This window comes from Pseudomonas peli (assembly GCF_050563605.1).
Classification (GTDB): Bacteria; Pseudomonadota; Gammaproteobacteria; order Pseudomonadales; family Pseudomonadaceae; genus Aquipseudomonas; species Aquipseudomonas peli_A.
Map to the genome: position 1 here is coordinate 1 of NZ_JBNXUH010000112.1, position 367 is coordinate 367.

General features: G+C 57.5%; 1 pseudogene. It reads right to left on the reverse strand.

The window, feature by feature from the left end:
* Positions 1–98, reverse strand: a pseudogene (locus tag ACQ4LH_RS21230) (electron transport complex subunit RsxG); the annotation flags it as partial.
* Between the last annotated feature and the right edge of the window lie 269 nt (positions 99–367).

Sequence of the window (367 nt, forward strand, 5' to 3'; positions counted from 1 at the left end):
CCATTGGACTTCACCTGGGCTGCGAACAGCTGCTCTTGATTGGCATCGAAATACTGCAGGGCCTTATGCACGGCCTTGACCACCGCGCGCGGGGTGATGGCGAGACGGACTTGTAACCAGGGCATGGGAAACCTCGTGAACGTTGTGGCGTGATGGCGCAAATTGGCGCGCAGCTTACTTGAAGCGGTGGTGCGGCTGCCACCGCCGGTGGGCCGGAAACGACAAGGGCCGCCTAATGGCAGCCCTTGTCAGAGCGCTTAGCCGAAGCTTAGTGCTTATCCAGATCTGCCTGTTATACACGTCTGACGTTGCCGACTACGGCTGACGAGGATGGTACTATAGGGTAGATCTCTGGGTTAATAAAGAC